The organism is Arthrobacter sp. AL05, from assembly GCF_029960715.1.
Taxonomy (GTDB): domain Bacteria; phylum Actinomycetota; class Actinomycetes; order Actinomycetales; family Micrococcaceae; genus Arthrobacter.
The window spans coordinates 13,388-29,892 of record NZ_JASBRC010000019.1 but is presented as its reverse complement, the minus strand read 5'-3'; the positions used below and the strand labels follow the sequence as shown (position 1 = coordinate 29,892).

Sequence of the window (16,505 nt, the reverse complement as noted above, 5' to 3'; positions counted from 1 at the left end):
GATCCTAACTAGCGGCATTCATGTCCTTTGTTGTTTGTGGGCTTGCGGCAAGGGCGATCCTAACTAGCGGCATTCATGTCCTTTGTTGTTTGTGGGCTTGCGGCAAGGGCTGAACCAGGTTCCCTGACTTGGTTCGCGTTGGAAAGTGAGCAACACTCAGGGGAAACGGGCCACAGCGCGAGCGCGGGGTTGCACATCCGTTTGCGCGTCAAGTGCCCTAAAAAGCTTCACCGAATCCTGGCCCGGCAGATCCGTCCGGCCAGTCCTCGTAGGCCATGAAGACCTCGGAGGAGGCGCGCGGCGGGGGCGAGCAGTTAAGTTCCGGTTGCAGTCGCAATGGCGTTGCCATGCTTTCCCTGCCCGGAGGGTTCGCCACCGGCCAACCACAGGCGGTGTTGGCTGGAGGTGTTGATTACGACTGCCCGTAGATCCGGGCCAGCGCGCGTTTGGCCGCGGCGTAGGGCTCAGCCGAGCCAGTGAGTAGCGAGTGCGCATTGGCCGCCTCCAGGAACGCCGTCGTCTCGAACACCAGTTGGTTCACGTCGGCACCAAGGAGTTCTCCGGCGTCGACTGCGGCCTGGATTTCGGCGGCCAGCAAGGAGTGCCATTCCAGGACCGCCTTCGCAACCGCCTCCCTTACCGGGCCGGCTTTGGAATCCAACTCCGTGCTGGCGGCCGAGAAGAAACATCCGCCGGGAAAGACCCTGTCGCGGCTGTAGGAAAGCCAGGCGTCCAGAAGGACCTGAAGTCTTGCCAGGCCTGATATGGCGTTAAACGCCGGAGCCACGACCGCGGCGATGAAAACTTCCCGTGCCGCCTCGACCGTCGCAATTTGTAGCTGCTCCTTCGAACCGAACAGCACAGCCACCCCGCTCTTACTGAGCGCTGCACGGGAGGCCAGGCCCCCGATCGAAAGGCCCTCCAGCCCTTCGATTGAGGCCAGGTTCACCGCTTCCTTCATCACAATTTTTCTTGATTTCAGGCCCCTGGCCGTTCTGCCATCCATGTTGACCTCTCCTTCGCGCACGTATAACAATACTACTGTACGACCGTCCGTATAGTAGTAACGCGTTCCAATTGCTTCTCCAGATTTGCCTCATTCGTAGCCCTATCCCTGCCCGCAACAGGCGGCGCGTTGAGTTTCAAGAATCCAGGAATGACCATGCAGACAAGGCTGACGAACATCGGCACGCAACGATGCTTGTTGAATTTGGCGGCCTCACATTCCTCACCAATCCAGCGTTCGACGCCGACCCTCCACCATTTGACGCAGTGCTGTTCAGCCACGACGAACACCCGGACAATCTCGATGAGGCCGGCAGAAGGTTGCTGGAGGGAAAGCCCGTGATGACCACCGAAAGCGCTGCGGGTCGGCTTGGCGGCCAGCAGTTGGGATCGCCCCCTGGAGCAGCCACAGGCTCAGCGTGGGAGAGAAGTCCGTAAAGATCACGGCGACGCCCGCCCACCATGGTTCGGCCGGCGACGTGGTCGGACTCATCCTCCAGGCCCCGGCAAGGAGAAGGTCCTCTAATCTGATACGTGAACCCTGCCACGCTGCGGGAGGCAGTGGTGGACAGGGATGCGATCGACTCCCGTTTGGAAGACTGAATCGACATGGAGCGGGTCTGGATTCTATCCCTTCTGCGACGTGGCGAAGAAGCATTCGGCGAAGCCAAGAAACTGATTGCTACCTCCACTGATCCGCTCCTCGACCTACTCGTTCTCGCTTACGCCTGCGAACGGCTGTATCGTTGGTGAAACTCTTCCCAGGTGCAGGAACGGGCTTCCGCGGCAGAAGACCCGCAGACCCGGCCGCCCCAACTAAACTTCATGTGGGTCCGAGAAATAAGCACCTTAGGCGCGGACGAAGCGGGCGATTGCTTCTGTGGCTTCCTGCATCTTGGCCAGTCCAGCCTCATCACCGAGCTGTGCCGCATCCAGGACGCAGTGCTTCATATGGTCATCCAACAATCCCAAAGCGACACCGCGCAAAGCGGCTGTCAGAGCTGAGACCTGGGTGAGGATGTCAATGCAGTATTGCTCTTCATCAACCATACGGGCAATGCCCCGAGCCTGTCCCTCGATGCGCTTAAGGCGAGCCAGGTAACGCTCCTTGTCGGTGATATAGCCGTGGGTCTTGTGGCATTGCTCGTCGTTCTGGGAGGCAACAGGCGGTTGGGGGGCGGATGGCGTCATGATTTTCCTAGGGGTGTGACGGACGAGGGAGATACCGCGCCCCGGAGGGAGTGCGGATCCTGGAGAATTCGGGCGGTGGCATCGGCCGCACACCGGAGCATGCAACCGGCTGCCCAGCCGACGACTTTGCTTACGAGAGTGCTAAGCGGGCCGCCGGTCACCATGGTTTCACTGAATTTCATATTCCTCCTCCACATATACCCCCCAAGGGTATACGACCCTGGTGCTTAACTCAAGACATCGCGTTGACTGGCAAAGACTCGGAGATCTCCCGCAGAGAGGATTCCCTTGATGCCTCGTGCCAATACCTCCGCAAAGAATCATACAAGAACCTCCGGTTGAGCCGGCGGTTCCAGTCCCGTCCGGAAGTTTCCCCTTGTCCAATGGACGGGCCCGGCCTGAGTGATTTCCAACTTACGCGCCGAGCCTTGCTCGCCTTTTAGGCGACCTTGCTCCGATGTACCCCGGGGGGGTATGCTCGGCCCATAGTACCCGGCATGGGTGTCAATGAAGCGACAGACGGAATGCAGAGGCGAACACGATATGACTACAAGTCACAGCCAGGTTCACGGCGGGCATGAGGGCCACCGGCCTGCCGGGCCCGGGGGCCTTTTGGTGTCCGAGTACGGGTACACCCTGGACCTAGACGCCCCTATTCGCACTAGCGGCACTCAGACGATTAGCTTCCGGATCTTCGGCCCTGACGGACAGGCGGTGACCGAGTTTGAGGCCGAACACGAGAAGGAGCTGCACTTTATCGCCCTCCGGCGCGACAACACGGGCTTCCAACACGTGCACCCGGTGATGGACGCCTCGGGGATCTGGAGCACTGACCTGATTCTTACCCCCGGCGTCTGGCGGTTCTTCGCAGACTTCCATCCGGCAGGACATGGCCAGTCCATGACGCTGGGCATTGACGCCTCGGTCGCCGGAGAGTACGCCCCTCAGCCGCTGCCGGAAATCACCCGGACAACCGAAATCGGGGACTACACCGTCGCCGTTAGGGGCACACTCGTCTCCGGTCAGGCGAGTGAACTTACCTTCAACATCCAAAAGAACGCAAAACCGCTAACCGACCTGCAGCCCTACCTGGGCGCCTACGGGCATCTGGTGGCGATCCGAAGCGGTGACCTGGCGTACCTCCACGTGCACCCGGAGGGAGAACCCGGTGATGGCACGACCGAGTCGGGCCCGGACATCTCCTTCGTTGCAGCAGCCCCGTCAGCGGGGTCCTACCGCCTGCACCTAGATTTCCAGCACAAGGGCATCGTCAGAACCGCACAGTTCACGGTGCCGGCCGCCAGAAGCCCCCATGGTTCGGAGCCCACATTCGACCTCAACCTGGCAGGGCAGTTGGAAAAACCGGATCACCACGGTGGTCACGGGCACCGTGCCTAACCCGCAGTCGGTGGCCGGACGGCCGGCCGATGTCTACACCAAGATCTACGCTCTTAAGCCATAAGGACCCGGCATGTCTCGTTTTGCCCGACTCACACCCGCCACAGCAGTTGGCGCCTCCCGTGATCTGCTCTCCGATCTGGTCTCCCGTCATGGCCAGGTCGGCGACATGGTCTCGCTGATGGCACACTCCCCCGCAGTCCTGAACGGTTATCTTCAACTCAGCCGGGCCATGAAACGCGCCAAGCTCAACCGCAAGATCAGCGAACGTATCTCCATCGCGGTCCAGGTCCAGCAGGGCTGCGGGCTGTGCCTCGATGCACACATAAGCGCAGCCCGCGCCCATGGAGTCGATGAGGACGAGATCGAACTCGCCCGCGCAGGCACCTCCTCCGATCCCGCTATCGCGGCGATCATCACCCTCGCGCTTCAGATCTACCGTCAACCAGCGGCAATCACCGACGAGCAGATTAACGCGCTGCGCGGCCACGGCTACAGTGACCGCGAGATCGCCGACATCGTCGGCATCGTCTCCTTCAACATCCTCACCGGAGCTTTCAACCTCGTTGCCGGGCTTAGACCACTTCCCCAGCCGGTCCCCTAGGGACCCTTGATCACACTTGGGGGCGCCCAAGGCAAGGTCCCCTACTGCATGGATGAAAGGAACACCATGCGTTTGTTCGCAATCCGCGACTATCGCTATCTATTTAGCGCCCAGATCATCGCCCTGTTCGGAACCGGGCTGGCAACTGTCGCCCTCGGCCTGCTCGCCTACGAGCTCGCCGGCCCGCGCGCTGCGGCGGTCCTCGCCACCGCTCTGACCATCAAGATGGTTCTGTATGTGGTAATCGCACCACTCGCTGCTGCCTACGTCGATCGGCTGCCCCGCAGGGCGTTTCTGATCACTCTCGACGTGGTGCGCGCCGCAGTGGTTCTCGCGCTGCCGTTCGTCACCGAGGTCTGGCAGATCTACGTCCTGATCGGCCTGCTCCAGTCAGCTTCCGCGGCGTTCACCCCGACGTTCCAGGCCGTGATTCCCGACCTCGTGACCGACAAAGCCGCCTACACCCGTGCTCTGTCCGCCTCCCAGGTCGCCTACACCATGGAGAGCCTGCTCAGCCCCGTGCTCGCTGCGGTCGCGCTGAGCTTCATGACCTTCAACTGGCTCTTCCTGGGTACATCGGTAGGATTCATCGTCTCCTCCGTTTTGGTCCTGTCCACACGCATCCCCAACGCCCAGCCCAGTGCCCACGCCAAGGCGTGGGACCGGGCTGCGGCAGGAATCAAAACGTTTGCGAGGACCCCGCGGCTGCGCGGGATCATGGCGCTGAACCTGGTGGTCGCAGCGGCGGGATCGATCGTGATCGTCAATACAGTCAACTACGTTCGTGACGAACTCGGCGGCTCCCAGTCGGAGGTCGCTTGGATGTTCGCAGCCTCGGGCGCCGGAACTCTGCTGTCCGCCCTCGCGCTCCCGCGCGTGCTCGACCGGGTCCCAGAGCGCACCGTCATGATGACCGGCGCTGCAGTCCTCGTTGCCGGCACTGTGGCAGCGCTCACACTCAACGCGGCTGGGCTCCTGACGTGGGCCGCCACAGCGATAACCTGGGCAGTGATCGGCAGTGGTATGGCGATGATCGTCACGCCAACAGGCAGGGTCCTTCGCGCTTCGGTCGAACCGAACCGGATACCCGAGGTCTTCGCAGCCCAATTCTCGCTCTCCCACTTTGCTTGGCTGATCACCTATCCCATCGCCGGCTTGCTAGGCACGAACTCGGGATTGACGCTAACCTGGTCTGTGCTGGCGATCCTCGCCCTGGCAGGCGCCGCCAGCGCTTTTTTCCTGTGGCCCCGCCAAGACGGACATGACGCCGTGACCGTAGCCGCTGCACACCCAAGACAGGTGCCAGAAGAGAACACCCTCACGGAGACGAGGGTGGGCGAAGGCATTCTGGCTGCGGGCCAGTGCGCTTGCGTCCGCGCTTCCTGAACGAAATACGTCAGTTTCAAAAGCCCAAAAATCCTGAGTCGATAAAAGCGGCATTCCAGCACTTACCGGGGTCAGCGTGCTTAGGCCACCTCGGCGAAGCGCTCCACATCGGCGGTTCAACACCAACCACGGGATCCGGTGTTTCGCTCGTGATCAGTCCGCCCCGTCATGCACACAGCCGACAGTCCCGACTTCGATGGTTCAGGGGGTCTGGGTGCCGACCTGGCGTGCGTTGCCGTGACGGTTTCAACCACCGCCAACACCTGAAGCACGAGCTGACGTCACGGGTGAGTTCGTTTAGCGGTGGATCCGCGGCTGGCATTTAGTTGACTCTTCCTTCGAAGGTGATGTCGAAGGCGTTCCCTGTCGGTTTCCACCTTGTGGCCAATCGTGCCGCGCCCTTGCCGGTCGGGTCCAGTTCCCGGGTGGCCGGGTAGAGACAATTCAAGGCCGTCTGCCGGATTTACACGTCGTAGTCCAGGAACGGCACGAACTCGCTCCAGGCATTCCCCCACAGCCGGGTGCCGGCCGGATACAGCTGGCTCCATTTGCCGGAGAACTCCGCGAAGCGTTTCATCGCGGCGGCCTCGGACGCGACCGTGGAGACCGGGCGCAGGTCAGGGGACATTGCATACCAGTACTGTCGCGCGGTATAGCGGAAGGTGTTGCGGATCAGGTGCACGATGCAGGTCTGGACCACAACGAACTCCCACACGGTGTTGATGTCCTCCGGCCGTCCTTTAAGTCCGTCGCAGATCTAAATGCAGACGACCTCGACGCCCCGGTTCTTAGATCAGCACCAAGAGCTGGAACTTCGCGCCTTCGCCGCCGCCCCGGGCCGCAGACCGAGGATGTTGCGTTCGCCGTGGACGCTGACTCCCATCGCGACGTAGACCGGCCGGTTCGTGACCTGCCCGTCCCGGACTGAGACGACATATAGCGTCGATGAACACCACCGGGTAGACCCGGGTCAGGGGCCGGTTGTGCCCCTTCGATCACGTTAGCGATGACCTTGTCCGTGATCCTCGAGATAGCGTCCTGGGGCCCTGGCACCACGACCTCACCGAAGTGTGTAGCGATCTCCCCGGTGGTGAGGCACTTCGCGCTCAGCGACAACACGATTCTCGTCGGCTCCCGTCAGCCGCCGCTGTCGTTTCTTCACGATCTGCGGGTCGAAAGTCGACCCGGTGTCCCGCGGCACATCAATCTCCACCGGTCCAATCTTGGTCATGACGTACTTGGAGCGTGTGCCGTTGCGGGAGTTCCCGCCGCCGCGGCCGGACATGTCGTGTTTGCCGTAACCGCGGTGTTCGCCCATCTCCGCTTCCAGAGCGGTCTGCAGGATGTTCTTCGTCGGCCGGTTAAATAGCCCGTCCGGGCCGACGAGCTCGATTCCCTGCTCCGTGGACCATGCCAGGAGCCGCTGCGCTCACTCATGCTGATCCATATCCATCGCCATGGGATCCATGATTTCTCTCGTGATCAGTCCTCCCCGCCGGGCATCGCCGGGCGGGTCAGGCCAACCCCGGATCCGCCGTTATTCAGACTCCTGACGTCACCCGGATTGGGATTGGAGGCGCTAGCCGAGCCAGAATCGATTGCTGAATGGCCAACGGTTTCGATGCGATAACCGGGTCCTCTCGCGGGCAGTCCTACGAGTTCCTCGCCCAGACTTCCGGGCCGATAAGCTACCAGGGCTTGTCGTGCGTTGTTGAGCGTTGTTCTTCTGGGCGATGTCGATGCCGTGCGGGGCCTGTAGAGCTCGGGCACTACACGACTGCCGCGGTGGCGGCGGCGCGTAAGGGAGTTGCGGTCGTATCGTCCTGCCAATGCGGGGATCGGGGACCCATGCCGCGGGACAAGCGAGCGAGGGATTCAGAAACTTCCTGAGCAATGGCCCTGGCGGAGCCGGGGTCGTGGCGCACAGCGCCCGCGACACAGTGTTTCAGGTGGTCATCGACCAGCCCTAGACCGAGGCTGCGTAATGCTTCGCTGAAGGCGGAGACCTGGGTGAGGATGGCAACCCGGTACTGCTCGCTGTCGATCATCGGGGCGACTCCACGGACCTGGTCCTCAATACGTCTGAGGCGCGCGACGTTGCCGGCCTTGTTGCGGGTGTACCGCTGGCTTGCGCAGCCTACGGGGTCTGTCGTCCCAGTAGTTTAACTGGCTGCGGATTCGATGGCGAACATGGCTGTCTCCTGTCGCGGGTGGTAAGCCTTGGGCGCGGTGACTAGAGTCACCGCGCCCAGAGTGCGTTCCTGCCGCCTAACTGTGTCAGTCGGCGGTTGCGTATTTGGCCGGGTCGGCGTCAAAGGCCGGTCCGCAGCCTGCGCAGCAGAACCAGTAGCGCTTGCCTTCGTAGTCGCGGAAGAGGCCGGTGGCCTCTGCAAGAGCCTTGACTACAGGGGTGCCGGCCATGACAGGGCAGGTAGTTACGGCATCGTTTGCCTGTCCGGGGCCCGTGGTGAGGGTCAGCTCCTCGGTCTTGGTGTCGTTAGGGGTGTTGTTGGTGCTGCAGCAGCTTCCCATGGGGGTTCCTTTCGGAGGGTGGGGTTGTGGGTTTAGGCGTCGACCGGCTGCCGCGCACGAGAGTGCTCGGCGGCCGCTGACGTGTTGCCCGCCTGGCTCTTGAAAGAGCGCAGACGGAGACTGTTGGAGACCACGAAGACGCTGGAGAACGCCATCGCGGCTCCGGCGAGCATCGGGTTGAGCAGCCCGAGGGCGGCCAAGGGGATCGCAGCCACGTTGTAGGCGAAGGCCCAGAACAGATTGGTCTTGATCGTGCTGAGGGTCTTACGGGCAAGCCGGATCGCATCTGCGGCCGCCCGCAGGTCTCCACGGACCAAGGTGAGGTCCGCGGCTTCGATGGCGACATCGGTGCCGGTTCCCATTGCCAGGCCCAGGTCGGCCTGGGCCAGGGCTGCGGCGTCGTTAACACCATCACCGACCATGGCTACGACTTTGCCCTGCTTTTGCAGGTCCGTGACAACGCGAACCTTGTCCTGGGGCAGGACTTCGGCGATGACCTGTTCGATCCCTACCTGGGCGGCAACCTGTTCGGCGACTACCCGATTGTCGCCCGTGAGCAGCACCGGCGTCAGGCCGAGGGCGCGGAACTGTGCGATGGCCTCGGCGCTGGTGTCCTTGATCGCATCAGCGACGGTGAGCACTCCGCGGACCTGCCCGTCCCAGGCAACGACCACGGCGGTCTCCCTGGCTGCTTCGGCCTGTGCTTTGACGCGGGCCAGGTCGACGGGCATGGTCAGGGACCAGTCTTCGAGCATGGTTTCGCGTCCAATGATGACCAGATGTCCATCGACCACACCCTGCACGCCGCGTCCTTCGACATTCTTAAAGGATTCCGGGGTGGGCAGGTCCCCGACGCGTTGGGTGGCGCCGCGGGCGATGGCCTGGGCGATGGGGTGTTCCGAAGCGTCCTCAAGGGCCCCTGCGACGCGGAGCAGTTCGTCTGTGTCGGTGCCAGGTGCGGTGTGCACGCCTTGCAGGGTCATCTTTCCTGTAGTGACTGTGCCGGTCTTGTCCAGCAGGATGGTGTCGACCTTGCGGGTGGATTCGAGCACCTCCGGGCCCTTGATCAGAATGCCCAGCTGGGCCCCGCGGCCGGTACCGACCAGCAGTGCAGTAGGGGTGGCCAGGCCCAGGGCGCAGGGGCAGGCGATGATCAGGACGGCTACGGCGGCGGTGAAGGCTGCCGTTACGGGGAATCCTGCACCAAGCCACACGGCCAGTGTGCCAACAGCGATGGCGATCACGATGGGCACGAACACACCCGAGATCCGGTCGGCCAGGCGCTGGACTTCGGCTTTGCCGGACTGGGCGTTCTCCACGAGCTGGGCCATTTGTGCCAGCTGGGTGTCGGACCCGACCCGGGTTGCGCGGACGAGAAGGCGGCCTCCGGAGTTGACCGTGGCGCCCGTTACCTTGTCACCTTCCTTGACTTCCACCGGAACGGACTCGCCGGTGAGCATGGATTCATCGACCGCGCTGCGGCCGCTGACGACGACGCCGTCCGTTGCGATTTTTTCGCCGGGACGGACGATGAACTCATCACCGACCGATAGCTGGTCGGTGGGAATGCGGATCTCGTCGCCGTCGCGCAGTACAGCAACGTCCTTGGCGCCCATCTCCAGCAGGGCGCGCAGCGCCGCGCCGGCCTCGCGCTTGGATCGCTTCTCAAAGTAACGTCCCGCCAGAATGAACAGGATTACCGCCGCGCCGACTTCCAGGTAGATGTTGCCCGCACCATCGGTGGGAGCAACGGTGAGTTCGAAGGGGTGCGTCATTCCCGGTGTTCCGGCGGTGCCGAAGAACAGAGCGTAAAGGGACCACAGGAACGCTCCCGAGGTGCCCATGGAGATCAGGGTGTCCATTGTCGCGGCACCGTGCCGCAGGTTGGTATAAGCGGCCTTGTGGAAGGGCCAACCTGCCCAGAGGATCACCGGTGCGGCCATCGCCAGGGACAGCCACTGCCAGTAGTTGAATTGCAGGGCGGGGATCATAGCCATTGCGATGACGGGGATCGCGAGCACGGCGCTGCCGATAAGCCGGTGTTTCAGGGACGTCAGTTCGGCGTCGGGCCGGTCGCTGTCTTCCCCGCCCTGCCGCTGTTCCCGCCGTGCGCTGGGCAGGGCTGCGGTGTAACCGGTCTTCTCCACCTCAGCGACCAGGTCCTGAGGATCATATCCGGCAGGGGCGGTGATACGTGCCTTCTCGGTAGCATAGTTCACGGAGGCGATGACGCCATCGAGCTTATTGAGCTTGCGTTCGATCCTGTTGGCGCACGAAGCGCAGGTCATCCCGCCAATCTCAAGTTCGATGTCGATGCCCGGCGCCTGTTGAAAGGCCGCGGTTTCAGACATTGGATACTTCTTTCTCCCAGTGAGGGCCCCCAGCCTGTCCGGCCGGGGGTCCTCGAGGATGGTAGAGGGTGGGTCAGTGATCGCTATGCCCGTCGTCAGCTGCGCTGTCGGTGACAGTGATCTCGGGGGTGATCGTCGCGGAAGGCTCCGATGCTGCCGCCGGGGCTGGGGCTAATCCCGTGGTGTCCAAGACGAACCGGGCGGAATGGATTTGCCCGTCGACCTGGAAATCGAAATAGAGGTAATAGCGACCAGGGGTCGGAGCGGTGGTTGCGAATTTCACTTCGGGCCCGGAGACTTCACCGTTGACCGGTTCAGCACCTTCAGGGTGGGTGTGCAGGTAGGCCAAGTCCCCCGCCCGCAGCGCCACCAGGTGCCCGTAAGCCCCCAAATAGGGCTCCAGGCTGGTCACCGGCTGACCGTCGCGGCTGACACTGACCGTCAGAGCCGCGGCTGATCCGGCCTTCAGGCCACCGTTCAGGGAAACCTGGAACCCGTCTACTTCATCGGCGGCCGACACTTCCAAGGAGACCGGCTCGAAAAGCCCGGCCACATCTACCGTGCGGGTCAGCGTCACGCCCTCACCGGCCCCGGCCGGCACCACGTCGGCGTAAATCCGGTACGTGCCTGCCGCTTCCCACTGCCACGGCAGCGACCAGCGCCCGGCCTCGTCCATCACAGGATGCACATGACGGTAATTGGACCCGTCAGAACGCACCACAATCAGGTGGACCCGCTTTTCGTGCGACGTCTCAAACTGCGTCACGGGGGACCCTTCGGGGCCGGTGATCGTAAACGCCAACTCCCCGGCAGTCCCGATCACCGCGGGGGCCGTGATCCCACCGAGCAGGTAGCCGTCCCGCTCGGCGGTGACGCCCTTTACCGGGGACCCGGCCTCGGCGCCTACAGCCGGCGCCGAGTGTCCGGCGTGTCCACCGGACGAATCTTCCGCGGACCGTGCCCAGGCAGTTACTGCCTGGTCCGGTACTACGGCTCCTGCTGCGGCGAAGGCGCCGGTGAAGACCACGACGAGCCCCGCTGCGTACGCGCCCAGTCGTCCGGCTGCGTTCATGCCGACCGCACCCCGTGGTAGCCGGCCGTTTGAACAGCTGCCATGATGGCGGCGTCGTCAACGGTTCCGTTGCCACTGACCACGAGCCTGCCGGTTCGGTGACTGACCTCTACAGACTCGACCCCGGGCACCTCCAGGACTTCTTCGCGAATGGACATCTCGCAGTGACCGCAGGTCATGCCGGTTACCTGGAATTCAGTGGTGGCCATGGTCTTCTATTCCTTTCATCTATACCCCTTGGGGGTATGTGTATAGTTGCTAAGGTACCCATGGGGGGTATCAAAGTCAAACAGGCTACAGCTAGGAGGCTGGAATGAATCAGCGGGGAATGGTCATTGTTGGTGCGGGAGCGGCCGGAATGAGCGCAGCAACTACGCTGCGGGCCGAAGGCTTCAAAGGGCCGGTAACGTTGATCAACGGTGAGCCACACCAGCCCTACAACCGGACCATGGTCAACAAGGGGGTCCTGCCAGGCCTGCTTACAGTTGAGCAGATTACCCAGCCTGGAGCCCGTGCGCTGGGAGGTGATCTCGTCCAGGCCCGGGCTGCCGCTGTGGATACGGAGAACTCAGTCCTTACGTTGGAGGACGGCCGCAGCTTGCCGTACGCTGCCCTGATCGCAGCGACGGGCAGCGCCCCGCGCCCGGACGTCCGGATGTCGGCCGCCCCTGACCGGCTTTTCCACCTCCACACAGCAAATGACGCCGCACGGTTGCGCGAACAGCTCGGGAAGAACTTGACCAGCAAGACTGTCACGGTTCTGGGCGCGGGCTTCGTCGGCGCCGAAACCGCCAGTTTCCTCGCCGAAGCCGGTGCCCGCGTTCACCTGGTTTCCCGATCCGCCATGCCGCTGGCCGCTGCGCTGGGGACACAGATTGCCCACCAAATCACCAAATTCCATCAGTTCAATGTCAATACTTACTTCGGCCAGGACATCACGGAACTAAGAGTTGAACCGGCGTACGTGGGTGTGACGCTCAGTAGCGGTCAAGTTTTGGAGTCGGACCTTGTCGTCATTGCCCAGGGCACCCTGCCCGGCTCGGCATGGCTCACCAACGATGACAAGGGGATCTGCGTCGATGCCCGGCTTCGGGCCTCTAATTACGAACGCGTCTATGCTGCTGGCGGTGTCGCCATTCACACCGCCAGCGTCGGGCAGCTGTACCGCATCGACCACTGGGACGCGGCAGTTACTCAGGGCGCCCACGCCGCCCGCGCCGTTCTGCATGACCTGACCGGCGCACCCGACCCCGGCCCGTACATCCCCCATACCGGATTTACGCTCACCGTCCACGGGCACACCGCTGCCGCTTATGGCACGATCCTGCCCGGCAGTCAGGAACGTCAGCGCGAAACCGGCGATCCCGAGGCGGTGCTGACCAGTTTCCACGACCCCCGTGGTGCCATGACAGCGGCGGCCGGGCTTGATGCCTTCACCGGGCTGCTGGCCGCGCGCAGCGAGATCACCATCCCGTAGACCTGACGGAATCACTTGCTGCTCAGGAGACCGATGACGTTCGCGACCTCACCTCAAACCTCCGCTGCCCGGCGGCACTCGCCCCTTCACCGGAAAGACGACGACCCTATGAACCGTGCTGGAGAGCCGATGAGCCGGATGGATCCGACGACCCCCGCCGAGGCTGTGGGAGCAGCCTGGGACATGGTGACCGACGTCGTTGCCCGACTGGTAGAGCCCGGCAACATGGCAGTCACCATGGCCCTGTCCCCCACACTGTCCGAGCGCACCCGCGCACTGGTCTCGATCGCGATACAAGCCCGCCAGGAGTGCGGCCGTTGCCTGGCCTACTCCGAGTCCACTGCCCGATCTGCCGGTGCTGACGAGGTTCTCATCGAAGCAGCCCGCCTCGGCACTTCTCCAGACCCTGCGGTCGCCACGCTGATCGAGATTGCTCTGGCCATCCATGCCAGTTCCACCACCATCATGGCCGGGCAGGTGGCAGCCCTACGCAACGTCGGATACACCAGCCGCGAGATCGCCGACGCCGTGTTGGTCATAGCTCACAACGTAATCCTTGGCGCGTTCCATGGCATCACCATTTTCCATGCGGACCGCGATTCGCAGTCCCTTAGCTCCTGCCCAGACCCCCTCACCGCAAGGGCGCAGAAGCGATCCATCCCAGCTCCATCAAACCACCGATAAAGGAGAACACCGTGTCCACCATTAACCTCACCGAACAAGATTTCAGCCGCACCATCGAAGACAACAACATCGTCATGGTCGATTTCTGGGCCAGCTGGTGCGGCCCATGCCGGATGTTCGCCCCTACTTACGAAGCGGCTTCCGTGAAGCACACCGATATCGTCTTCGCCAAGGTCGACACCGAGGCTGAACAGGCACTGGCTTCGTCGGCCGGAATCACCTCCGTCCCCACACTGATGGTCTTCAGGGAAGGGGTCCTGGTGTTCTCCCAGCCCGGAGCCATGCCAAGCGGTGACCTGGAAAAAGTCATCGACCGCGTCAGGAAGGTCGACATGGCCAAGGTTCGTACAACAAATAAGCGCCCCGTCTGATCCGGCGGCCCGTGAAGGAGCCGCCCGCAGCCGGGCCTACCGTCCGCCGGCACTCCCCGTGCTGTTCAGGGGACAACCGGCGCCCCTGGCGAACCAACCCCCGGGAAAGACCATGACAATAACGCTTGCATGTGTCGCGACGACGGTTGAAGTCGCCGAACGAATCTTCATTTGTCCATCCGCTGGAAGCAAATGGCTTTCAGCACACTTCGCATAGAGGCCACCCGAAAGCTGGAACATGTCCGCCGATACCTTCCGCGATACCAACCCCGCCCGCACTCTTCAACGGAAGGTTCTCCGCGTGCTGGCCATAGCCCAGATCCTGGGTGGAATCGGCACGGGAGCCACCATGAGCCTCGGAGCGATGCTGATCACTGACGTCTCTGGCTCCTCAGCCTGGTCGGGGATGGCGATAAGTATGGGAGCCATGGGCGCCGCCCTGTTGGCGGTGCCCCTTGCACGCCTGGCACAGGCCAAAGGCCGGCGGATTTCACTTAGTACAGGAGCGTGGATCGCTGTGGCCGGCGGGGCAACAGTGATCGTCTCAGCCACCATAACAAATCTGCTGCTGCTGCTGGTTGGCATGACACTGATGGGCTCGGGTTCCGCACTGAACCTGCAGGCACGCTTCGCCGCAACGGACCTCGCTACCGAAGCAACTCGGGGACGGGACCTCTCCCTTGTTGTCTGGTCCACAACCATTGGGGCGGTAGCCGGACCGAACCTATTCGAGCCCGGAGAAAGACTGGGCCACGTCATGGGGATGCCCCCGTTCACTGGTGGGTTCATCATTGGCGGCATCGCGCAGCTGCTGGGCGCTGCCGTCTACCTCATTGGCCTGCGGCCGGATCCGCTGCTCACCGTAGCCAAGGCCCACAGTGCTGGGGGAGCTTCCGTTCGCCGGACTCAAAGAACTTCGGTCGGTGGTTTCAGTCTGTTGAGATCTTCACCGGCCGCGAAACGCGCGGTGATCGGCCTGGCCCTAAGTCACGCCGTCATGGTCGCGCTCATGGCCATGACACCCGTGCACTTGACCGGACATGGCGCCTCCCTGAACCTGGTCGGGCTAACGATCAGCCTGCATGTGATCGGCATGTTCGCGTTCTCCCCCGCCCTTGGCTACCTCACGGACAGGTTTGGCGGACGCGTGGTTGTCTTGACGGGGCAGGCCACGCTCCTGGCAGCCTTGTTGCTGACCATGCTGGGATCCGACAACCACCTTTTGGTGTCGGTGAGTCTATTCCTGCTGGGCTTGGGCTGGTCGGCCTCCACTATGGCTGGCTCCGCCATGGTCAGCGCAGCGGCCGAGCCCATTCATCGACCTCGGCTACAGGGCATTTCGGATTCACTCATGAATCTGGCAGGAGCCGCAGGCGGCGCCGCCGCGGGCCCCATTCTCGCACTTATTGGATTCAACGGGCTAAGCGCCGCCCTCATCGTCCTGGTGGCCGTGGCGGCCATAGCCCAGATGGACCGCAGATGAGAGGAGGCGCTGGGAGAGTCTGCATTTGGACTTTTACGCCTCCACGAACTCCGGGACCGGCGGCGCCTTCGAGATTCTGAGTTCTCGACGTTGTCTGCCGAATGGTGGATGTCCGTCTTGAACGAGTACCGAAAGGTTGGCCTAATACTTGATTCGTAGTCAAGGACCGCCTTGAGCATTCCCTCCACCCCCGCGACCAGGCTCCTCCACGGACCAGGGCTGTGCCTGGGTCCGTTTCTAAATACGCAGCAGTGAAGAAACCAGAGTTCTCGACCCCAGCCAGGGGTGACGCATCGGTCAAGGTCTGGCTGAGCCGGGCGGCTTGCGGAATCAGGCAAGACGGGATCGCGGTGATGACCGCGTTTCGATCGTGACGCCCGGGGAACGCGGCTGGCCAGATGTACTGCTTCCTAGCGACCCGGGCCAGGCACGTCTCCGAGATGCCGACTTATTCAGTCATCGCTGCCGGCTACAGGAGATTGGCCGCTTCTCCAGAACGACGACAAATTTTTTCAGTTGTTTACGATGATGACGAGACATTCGGGTGCTGTGTGCGAGAAGAAGAGACAGGATTCTGGAACACGGCGGAACGGCAGCGGCCTGCCTCCGACAGTCCAGTAATGGTGGCTTCAATGTCTTCCAGGGACCGCTGGATCCACGTGAGGGCCGCCAAGTCCTCGGAGCTTTGGGCAGGGTCATTCGAAGACGCCTCCAAGAGCGCAGCCAGGCGGTTGAATTTGACCGAAACATCGAGGATCAAGGGTTGAATTATTGCCTGGGATTCGTTTCGCAGCAGATGCGCGAAGGCTCCCTTTCCACTGCCGCCGCAGGAATTATCGGTCATCGGTCTGCCCTTCGGATTGTTCAAGGTCCTGATATTTTTGGAGGTGCGCCCTGGTACGCCCAATAAGAGAAGTTGCGGGTGGGTTCACCCCACCGTAGATCTTCCGC

Annotated in this window: 16 protein-coding genes and 2 pseudogenes; 7 read left to right on the top strand and 11 right to left on the bottom strand. The window is 62.6% G+C overall.

What is annotated here, in order from left to right; translation table 11 throughout:
• Window positions 1-412 precede the first annotated feature (412 nt).
• From QK287_RS16790 to QK287_RS16780, 3 genes are all read right to left on the bottom strand, one after another.
• Complete coding sequence (locus QK287_RS16790) at window positions 413-1,006, bottom strand: TetR/AcrR family transcriptional regulator (RefSeq protein ID WP_282360865.1); 594 nt, start codon at window positions 1,004-1,006, stop codon at window positions 413-415.
• A 32-nt stretch (window positions 1,007-1,038) separates the two neighbouring features.
• A complete protein-coding gene (locus QK287_RS16785; RefSeq protein WP_282360864.1) occupies window positions 1,039-1,287 on the bottom strand; it encodes a hypothetical protein in 249 nt (82 codons plus the stop codon).
• 567 nt (window positions 1,288-1,854) lie between these two features.
• Complete coding sequence (locus tag QK287_RS16780; RefSeq protein ID WP_282360863.1) at window positions 1,855-2,196, bottom strand: metal-sensitive transcriptional regulator; 342 nt, start codon at window positions 2,194-2,196, stop codon at window positions 1,855-1,857.
• A gap of 714 nt (window positions 2,197-2,910) precedes the next feature.
• Between QK287_RS16780 and QK287_RS16775 the strand changes: the two genes are divergently transcribed.
• From QK287_RS16775 to QK287_RS16765, 3 genes are all read left to right on the top strand, one after another.
• On the top strand, window positions 2,911-3,594 hold the full coding sequence (locus QK287_RS16775; RefSeq protein WP_282360861.1) for a hypothetical protein: 684 nt from the start codon (window positions 2,911-2,913) through the stop codon (window positions 3,592-3,594).
• 73 nt (window positions 3,595-3,667) lie between these two features.
• On the top strand, window positions 3,668-4,198 hold the full coding sequence (locus tag QK287_RS16770; RefSeq protein WP_282360860.1) for a carboxymuconolactone decarboxylase family protein: 531 nt from the start codon (window positions 3,668-3,670) through the stop codon (window positions 4,196-4,198).
• 66 nt (window positions 4,199-4,264) lie between these two features.
• Entirely contained in the window at window positions 4,265-5,584 is a 1,320-nt protein-coding gene (locus QK287_RS16765) for an MFS transporter (protein ID WP_282360859.1), read from the top strand.
• Between the two features lie 463 nt (window positions 5,585-6,047).
• Here the strand turns inward: QK287_RS16765 and QK287_RS16760 are convergent.
• The 7 genes and pseudogenes from QK287_RS16760 to QK287_RS16730 all read right to left on the bottom strand — a co-directional run.
• A pseudogene (locus tag QK287_RS16760) lies at window positions 6,048-6,506 on the bottom strand (transposase); the annotation flags it as partial.
• Window positions 6,507-6,644: 138 nt separating this feature from the next.
• Window positions 6,645-6,977: a transposase gene (locus QK287_RS16755; RefSeq protein WP_282360873.1), complete on the bottom strand. Its 333-nt coding sequence runs from the start codon at window positions 6,975-6,977 to the stop codon at window positions 6,645-6,647.
• A 376-nt stretch (window positions 6,978-7,353) separates the two neighbouring features.
• Window positions 7,354-7,671: pseudogene (locus QK287_RS16750) on the bottom strand (metal-sensitive transcriptional regulator); the annotation flags it as partial.
• A 190-nt stretch (window positions 7,672-7,861) separates the two neighbouring features.
• The gene (locus QK287_RS16745) at window positions 7,862-8,116 is read right to left on the bottom strand and encodes a YHS domain-containing protein (RefSeq protein WP_282360858.1); all 255 of its coding nucleotides are present in this window, start codon (window positions 8,114-8,116) and stop codon (window positions 7,862-7,864) included.
• Window positions 8,117-8,148: 32 nt separating this feature from the next.
• A complete protein-coding gene (locus tag QK287_RS16740) occupies window positions 8,149-10,467 on the bottom strand; it encodes a heavy metal translocating P-type ATPase (protein ID WP_282360857.1) in 2,319 nt (772 codons plus the stop codon).
• A 73-nt stretch (window positions 10,468-10,540) separates the two neighbouring features.
• Window positions 10,541-11,539, bottom strand: a complete 999-nt coding sequence (locus QK287_RS16735) for a heavy-metal-associated domain-containing protein (protein ID WP_282360856.1) — start codon at window positions 11,537-11,539, stop codon at window positions 10,541-10,543.
• Entirely contained in the window at window positions 11,536-11,748 is a 213-nt protein-coding gene (locus tag QK287_RS16730) for a heavy-metal-associated domain-containing protein (protein ID WP_282360855.1), read from the bottom strand. Before QK287_RS16730 ends, QK287_RS16735 begins: the two co-directional genes overlap by 4 nt.
• A gap of 104 nt (window positions 11,749-11,852) precedes the next feature.
• On the opposite strand from QK287_RS16730, the gene QK287_RS16725 reads away from it, so the two are divergent.
• The 4 genes from QK287_RS16725 to QK287_RS16710 all read left to right on the top strand — a co-directional run bounded on the left by QK287_RS16725 (window position 11,853) and on the right by QK287_RS16710 (window position 15,554).
• Window positions 11,853-13,016: an FAD/NAD(P)-binding oxidoreductase gene (locus QK287_RS16725; protein ID WP_282360854.1), complete on the top strand. Its 1,164-nt coding sequence runs from the start codon at window positions 11,853-11,855 to the stop codon at window positions 13,014-13,016.
• Between the two features lie 129 nt (window positions 13,017-13,145).
• Window positions 13,146-13,700, top strand: coding sequence for a hypothetical protein (locus tag QK287_RS16720; RefSeq protein ID WP_282360853.1), 555 nt, complete (start codon window positions 13,146-13,148; stop codon window positions 13,698-13,700).
• Window positions 13,701-13,711: 11 nt separating this feature from the next.
• The gene (trxA, locus tag QK287_RS16715; RefSeq protein ID WP_282360852.1) at window positions 13,712-14,071 is read left to right on the top strand and encodes a thioredoxin; all 360 of its coding nucleotides are present in this window, start codon (window positions 13,712-13,714) and stop codon (window positions 14,069-14,071) included.
• Window positions 14,072-14,309: 238 nt separating this feature from the next.
• Window positions 14,310-15,554, top strand: coding sequence for an MFS transporter (locus QK287_RS16710; RefSeq protein WP_282360851.1), 1,245 nt, complete (start codon window positions 14,310-14,312; stop codon window positions 15,552-15,554).
• 520 nt (window positions 15,555-16,074) lie between these two features.
• On the opposite strand, the gene QK287_RS16705 is transcribed toward QK287_RS16710, so the two are convergent.
• Window positions 16,075-16,398 carry a hypothetical protein gene (locus tag QK287_RS16705; protein ID WP_282360850.1) on the bottom strand — a complete coding sequence of 108 codons (324 nt, stop codon included), beginning with the start codon at window positions 16,396-16,398 and terminating at the stop codon, window positions 16,075-16,077.
• Window positions 16,399-16,505 lie beyond the last annotated feature (107 nt).

Bases quoted from the DNA above. Each gene is read 5' to 3' on its own strand.
- QK287_RS16790 (WP_282360865.1), bottom strand. From the start codon at position 1,006: ATGGATGGCAGAACGGCCAGGGGCCTGAAATCAAGAAAAATTGTGATG.
- QK287_RS16735 (WP_282360856.1), bottom strand. From the start codon at position 11,539: ATGAACGCAGCCGGACGACTGGGCGCGTACGCAGCGGGGCTCGTCGTG.
- QK287_RS16740 (WP_282360857.1), bottom strand. From the start codon at position 10,467: ATGTCTGAAACCGCGGCCTTTCAACAGGCGCCGGGCATCGACATCGAA.
- QK287_RS16710 (WP_282360851.1), top strand. From the start codon at position 14,310: ATGTCCGCCGATACCTTCCGCGATACCAACCCCGCCCGCACTCTTCAA.
- QK287_RS16720 (WP_282360853.1), top strand. From the start codon at position 13,146: ATGAGCCGGATGGATCCGACGACCCCCGCCGAGGCTGTGGGAGCAGCC.
- QK287_RS16765 (WP_282360859.1), top strand. From the start codon at position 4,265: ATGCGTTTGTTCGCAATCCGCGACTATCGCTATCTATTTAGCGCCCAG.
- QK287_RS16730 (WP_282360855.1), bottom strand. From the start codon at position 11,748: ATGGCCACCACTGAATTCCAGGTAACCGGCATGACCTGCGGTCACTGC.
- QK287_RS16725 (WP_282360854.1), top strand. From the start codon at position 11,853: ATGAATCAGCGGGGAATGGTCATTGTTGGTGCGGGAGCGGCCGGAATG.
- QK287_RS16780 (WP_282360863.1), bottom strand. From the start codon at position 2,196: ATGACGCCATCCGCCCCCCAACCGCCTGTTGCCTCCCAGAACGACGAG.
- QK287_RS16770 (WP_282360860.1), top strand. From the start codon at position 3,668: ATGTCTCGTTTTGCCCGACTCACACCCGCCACAGCAGTTGGCGCCTCC.
- QK287_RS16745 (WP_282360858.1), bottom strand. From the start codon at position 8,116: ATGGGAAGCTGCTGCAGCACCAACAACACCCCTAACGACACCAAGACC.
- QK287_RS16705 (WP_282360850.1), bottom strand. From the start codon at position 16,398: ATGACCGATAATTCCTGCGGCGGCAGTGGAAAGGGAGCCTTCGCGCAT.